Source organism: Protofrankia sp. Cas4 (assembly GCF_963555915.1).
Lineage (GTDB): Bacteria > Actinomycetota > Actinomycetes > Frankiales > Frankiaceae > Protofrankia.
In genome coordinates this window covers 1-5,760 of the sequence record NZ_CAUVXL010000123.1, presented here as the reverse complement: position 1 = coordinate 5,760, position 5,760 = coordinate 1, and the positions used below count along the sequence as shown (strand labels likewise).

The 5,760-nt window shown below is 73.0% G+C and carries 4 protein-coding genes; 1 reads left to right on the top strand and 3 read right to left on the bottom strand.

The features are described from left to right. From U9979_RS11490 to U9979_RS11480, 3 genes are all read right to left on the bottom strand, one after another. A partial coding sequence (locus tag U9979_RS11490; RefSeq protein WP_322779375.1) for a hypothetical protein occupies positions 1 to 1,422 on the bottom strand: 1,422 nt, incomplete at its 3' end. Further along, positions 1,380 to 3,350: a type IV secretory system conjugative DNA transfer family protein gene (locus U9979_RS11485; RefSeq protein WP_322779374.1), complete on the bottom strand. Its 1,971-nt coding sequence runs from the start codon at positions 3,348 to 3,350 to the stop codon at positions 1,380 to 1,382. The genes U9979_RS11490 and U9979_RS11485, both read right to left, overlap by 43 nt. After that, entirely contained in the window at positions 3,347 to 4,216 is an 870-nt protein-coding gene (locus U9979_RS11480; protein ID WP_322779373.1) for a hypothetical protein, read from the bottom strand. The genes U9979_RS11485 and U9979_RS11480 overlap by 4 nt, the downstream gene beginning before the upstream one ends. Before the next feature lie 346 nt (positions 4,217 to 4,562). Between U9979_RS11480 and U9979_RS11475 the strand changes: the two genes are divergently transcribed. Then, the gene (locus U9979_RS11475) at positions 4,563 to 5,744 is read left to right on the top strand and encodes a toprim domain-containing protein (protein WP_322779372.1); all 1,182 of its coding nucleotides are present in this window, start codon (positions 4,563 to 4,565) and stop codon (positions 5,742 to 5,744) included. Positions 5,745 to 5,760 lie beyond the last annotated feature (16 nt).

Sequence of the window (5,760 nt, the reverse complement as noted above, 5' to 3'; positions counted from 1 at the left end):
CGTGACCAGGTCGTGTGGTGTGTCCGGAAACCGGACGTGGTAGGTGTGGCCGTCGGCGGTGGGGACGGCGCGGATCGTCTCGCCGGTGCGTAGGTCACCGTCGTCGGTGAGGTAGCTCACGGTCGTCCGGTACGGCAGCGGAAACCCTGGGTGGTCACCGTTCAGTCCGGGATCCGCGGGGAGCAGCGTGGCGGTGACCGCGTGGGCGGGGCTGACGATTCGGTTGCGCTGGTCGGTGTCGGTGTGCCAGGGGTGGCCGGGTAGGCGGGCGTGGTCGGGTCGCCAGCTGTAGGAACCGACCGTGCCGGCCCGGTCGGTGATCCGGTCGAGGACGGTGCCGGTGAGCAGGGCGCCCTCGGGCAGGCGCACCGCGACGCGGGTACCCGCCGGGTAGGGGGCGGGAATGGCGAGGGTGAGGCTGTGGAGTTCGTCGGCGTGCCGGGTGCGGAACGCCTGCTGGGCGCGGCTGAGCGCCATGGCCGGTTCCGGAGCCGGTTCCAGCAGCATCCCGACCAGGTGGCGCAGGGTGTCGTCGCCGCGGAGGTCGATGCCGGCGGGGACCTCGATGTCGTCGCCGGCGAAGACCACCCGATGGTTCTGGCACAGCCGGTAGACCAGCGTCTTCCGGTCCGGAATGGACTCTGCGCGGTTGGTGGTCGCGGGGCGCAGGGCGACGATGTCGATCCGGTAGTGGTCGGCGGGGTTTTTCAGGCTGTCCAGCACCCAGGAGTGCAGCACCCGGGAGCCGGCCAGTGCCCGCCGGTAGGTTTCCGTTGGCCGGCCGGGAATGTGTACCCGATGGGACGGGGTGGGCCGCCGGCTGTTGTCCGATTCCAGTGGTTTCAGTGGTTTCGGTACCCCGGTGGGGGTTCGTCCGGTGGTGGCGTCCGGTGGTGTGGGCAGGACGGCGTGACCGGACTGGATCGCGGTGTGGACGGTGTCGGGCAGGATCCAGCCGAGGCGGGCTTCCAGGTCCGGGCTGGACACGGTGACCACCATCGCGGTCGGAGTGTCGAACAGGGTGTCCATGGTCAGCGGTCCGGGTCGGTACACGGCCACGCACCAGCCGGTGTCCGGGTCGGCGCCGAGCTGCCAGCCGCCGTCGGTGGTCTCCAGCACCGCCGGTCCGCCGCGGTTACGCGCCGGTACCCATCCGCCGCGGGTGTCCGCGGGCGGGGCGGTCCACGGATCGGCATCGGGGCCTGCGGCGATGACCGGGCCGATGACCCGGCCGATGACCGGGGCGATGCGCGCGTCGAGGTGCGTGCCGATGTGCGCAGGGGTGCGCGGTGCGATGACCGCCGCGATGCCGTCCAGGCTCGGTGCGGCCGGCGCCAGCGCTGCGGGCGGGTCGTCGTGGCCGGGAACCGGCCGGGTCATCACCGTGCCCGCCGTGGCCGTCGGGACGGTGCGTGTTTCCACAGGGCCGACAGCCGCGGCCACCACCCGGACCGTGCAGGGTCAGCGTCAGTATCCGGGTCGGCATCGGTGTCGGCATCCGGGTCGGCGGGTGTGCCGGTCGCGAGGGCGTGCAGCGCCGGGTCCCGGAACCAGTACCGGCCGTGCAGATGGACGGGCGGCAGGGTGTGGTGGATGAGCAGCGCCTGACCGGGGGCGACCTGGCGCAGCAACGCCGAGGGCAGGAGCTCCAGGCGGGTCGGTGCGTCGGAGACCCCTCGCCGGCTGGCACCGACCGGGGCGAGGTCGGCAGACACCGACCGGGCGGAGATGTGTTCGCTACCGAGCAGGGCGGCGGCGTAGTCGAGGCTGGCGGTGTCCGACAGGCCGGAGAAGAAGATTTTGGTGACGGCGTTGGACAGGACGATGTCGGCGCGGGTGGTGTAGGCGGCGTCGATCTGGGCTTTGCTCTGGTAGACGAGCATCAGCTGGATGCCCATCCCGGCGCAGGTCGAGATCCGGCCGGGCAGGTTACGCATCGGCCAGTTCCCGGCCTCGTCGATGACGACGAGCAGCGGTGGGTCCAGGGGCTGGCCGGTGCGGGCGACCTGGGCGTAGACGTCGCGGATCAGATCGTCGAGGAGGCCACCGAGGACGGGGGCCAGCCGGTCGGCCTCGTCGAGGTCCGCGCAGAGAAACAGACTGTTCCCCCGGCCGGCCGGCCCGCCGGTGGAGTTCGTGTCGAGGAGCCAGACCAGATCGATCGCCGGGTGGGCGGCGGAGCGGGCCACGGCGGGTTCCTGCCAGGGGCGGACCATCTGGCGGGCCACCAGATACACCGAGGAGATTTGGCGCTGGTCGGTTTTCCACACCGCGGTGAAACTGTCGTGGACCTGACGGCCCTCGGCGGCGATGTCGGGGTCGGTGTGGGCGGCGAACGCCGCCAGCAGCCGGGTGACGGTGTCTTTGTCCATGGCCTGGATCCAGCCGACGACGCTGTCCATGCCCAGGCCGGTGCGGGCCGCGGTCCAGAACAGCGCGGCGAGGAGATCCTCGGCGGCGCTGACCCAGAAGCTCATGTCCCCGGAGGCGCCGGCGTTCCAGTCCGTGCTGTTCGCGATGGACCGGGCGGCCTGGCGGGCGCCGGCGAGGCGCTGGGCGTCACGCAGCGGGGACCAGGCCGCCGACGGTTCGCCGGTGATGCCGGTGGGGTCGAACACCCGCACATCACCGAGACGGCGGCGGCGGGTGAGGGTGGCGCCCATCAGGTCGGCTTTCACCGACAGGGCGATCAGCGGGCCGTCCCATTCCAGGATGGCGGGGATCGCGCACGCCGAGGTTTTCCCGCACTGCGACGGGCCGATGACGATGACCGCGCCGCGGCCGCCGCGGCGGCGCTCCGCCCGCCGGCGCAGCACCCGTGGCACGGCCCGGTCCAGGGGGCTGGTCGGGTTTTCGGTGGCCAGGAGTCGGTGGAGCGGGCCGGTCCGGACCGTGCCGAGGATCATCCGGCCGCGGGTCGGTGCGGATACCCACAGCGGTGTCAGGTCCCACAGCCGGGCGAAGTGGGCTTCGGGGTTCAGGCCCATCCGCCGGCGGCGGGCCACCCCGACCCCGCCGCGACCGGCCCACACCACCAGGACGGCGGCGAGCACGGCGAACGCGGCGAGTGGCAGGACGGTGGCGGTCCAGTAGCCGACCGGGCCGGGTAGGCCGGCGGCGATCGGGTCGGGCCAGGCGTGGCGCGGATCGGTGGGATGGACCAGCAGGGCGGGTAGGGCCGCGACGGTGGCGTGGGGGCCGGCCGGGACGGGCCGGTGGGCGCCGAAGAGCACCGCGGCGAGTTGGACACCGACCCATACCGCGGCGCTCAGTCCGCCCAGACACAGCCCGCCGGTGAGCAGCGCCGTTTCGGCGCCGGCCAGCGTCGGGCCGTCCCCGCCGTCGGTCATCGCCGGCCGCCGGCCTGCTCGGTGGCCCGGGCGGCGGTGGCTCGGTCGGTGGTCGGGTTACCGGCGGCCACGGTGGCGGCGAGCGCACGGGCCTCCCGGTCCCGGCGCCGCCAGACCCCTCGCACGGTGATGCCGGCCTCGGCGGCGATCTCCCCTGGGGAGAAGCCGGCCGCCAGGGCCGCGACGGTTCGCAGCATCGGGGCGGGGATCCCACCGGCCAGGCCGTCGGCGATCAGATCGAACAGTTCCCCGCCGGGATGTGACGGGTCGGCGGGGCGGCCGTCCAACCGGGCGGCCTGTTCGGGTGGGTCGGGGTAGGAGCAGGTCCGCCGGTGGATCATCGGGGTGTAGCCGTAGAGCTGGTATTCGGCGTCCCGGACCACATTCGCCGCGATTTTCACGGGGCGGCGGTCCACCGGGTAGGCGGCGATGACCAGCCAGGCCGAGGCCACGAGTTCCTCGACCGCATGGCGGAACGGCAGCGACGAGCGGGTCGCCCAGCGGGCTGCCCGGCCGGTCAACGCGGGCATCACCCGTTCCAGTACCACTCGGCCGGCCGCGTGGTCCCCACCCCGCGCATGGATGATCAGCGCGTGTAGGCGGGCGTCTGCGGTCGCGTTGGGGACCTGGCGGTCCCGGCCGCATGCCGCGAGCAGGACCGCGATCGAGCCGACATGCGGCGTGAGCGTCGGGTCCGCGGTCCAGCGACGCAGTCCGTCGTGGGCGTGGTCGCTGTGCGCCCAGCGGTCCCAGTCGGCCTGCCAGCGGCGTAGGACCTCCGTCCGTGGGTCGAACGCGACCGCGACCGCGACCGCGGCCGGGTCCGCGGCGTGGTCGGCGGGATGGGGATGCTCGGTGTACGTCATGGCAGGTAACGGTCCGTACCGGTATCACCGTCCCGGTCATCGCGCCGCACACCGTGCCACTCATCGCGGGAAACCCGCGCATCGTCGGACTCATCCGAGCGGCCATCCGCTCGCAGACGGCGGCCGCGCCGGGCGTCCGCGGTGGCATCCCGGCGGTCATCGCGGTTGTCAGCGCCGCAGTTCAGCAGCCCCGGCGGCCGATCCCGACGACGGCGAGCGCCGGCACGGGTGGGCCGGCCGAGCCCGTCGGTCAAGAAAACCGGCGGCGTCGGTTCCGGTGCACCGGGTCGGATTCACACAGCGGGGATGCAGGAACCATGCCCGCTGCGCACCGTGAGGGACACCGATGCCGAGAATCGACCGGGACGCCGTCCTGACCACCACCGACCTGGCCGCCCTGGCCACCGAAGTCTGCGGCGAACCCCGCGGCCGCGGGGCCGGCGCCCGCTGGCACTGCCCCAACCCGGACCACCCCGACAACCACCCCAGCATGGGCGTCTACCCCGGTGCCCGCGGATACCAGCGGTGGAAGTGCCACGCCTGCGGCGAGGGCGGCACCGCCATCGACCTGCTGATGATCTCTTCTGGGATGGGGGTCCGCGATGCCCTCGCCGACCTTGCCTGCCGGGTCGGCCTCGACCAGCCCGATTCCCCCACCCCCGTCCGGCGCCGGACCAGCCCGACCGCTCCGCCACCGCAGGAGCCCGCGCCGCCGCGGGACGCTGACCCCGCCATCGACGCCGTCGTGTCCGCGGCGGCGCGGCTGCTGTGGGAACCGATCGGGGCCGGTGCCCGCCGTTACCTACACGGCCGTGGCTTCACCGATCTTCTGCTTGCGGTCAACCGGATCGGTTTCGATCCCGGCCCCCGCCTGCTACCCCGCCCCGACGGCCTGCCCCACCGCGGTCCCGGCGTCGTGTTCCCCGTCCTCGACCCCGACAGCGGCCGCGCCGGCTACTACCAGCTGCGCTACCTCAACCCGGCCATGAACCGCCGCTACGACCAGCCCGTCCGTGGCCGCGCCCTCAACCCGACGGTCGCGTTCCTGTCCACCGTCGAGACACCCCGACCCGACGTCGCGGTCCTCTGCGAGGGTTTCCCCGACGCGCTCACCGTCGCCCACACGGGCCTGACCGCCGTCGCCGTCCTCGGTACCGCCCACGCCGGACCCGATGGCGCCCAGGCTCTCACCGGCCGCATCACCGCCCGGTTTCCCGACACGACCACGTTCCTCGTCTGTTTCGACGACGACACCGCCACCAGGCCCGGCAAGCTCCCGGCCGGGCAGAATGCCGCAGCCAGCCTCGCCGACCGGCTCGCCCACCGCGGTCACCTCGTGTTGACCGTCATGCCGCCGGTCGGGGTGAAGGATCTCAACGACTGGTGGCAGCACAACCCTGACGATCTCCACCGGACGCTGACCGCCACAGCCGATCACTTCACCGGATACCTCCCGCACACCGCTCTACCCGATCCGACATGGAAAAATCACCCTTGGGGAATGCAGGATGCGGCATTTAGCCCATAAGGCGTCGGTCACGCAG

What these genes read in the sequence shown, in the direction of transcription:
- U9979_RS11485 (WP_322779374.1), bottom strand. Translation starts at nt 3,350, where the DNA reads ATGACCGACGGCGGGGACGGCCCGACGCTGGCCGGCGCCGAAACGGCG.
- U9979_RS11480 (WP_322779373.1), bottom strand. Translation starts at nt 4,216, where the DNA reads ATGACGTACACCGAGCATCCCCATCCCGCCGACCACGCCGCGGACCCG.
- U9979_RS11475 (WP_322779372.1), top strand. Translation starts at nt 4,563, where the DNA reads ATGCCGAGAATCGACCGGGACGCCGTCCTGACCACCACCGACCTGGCC.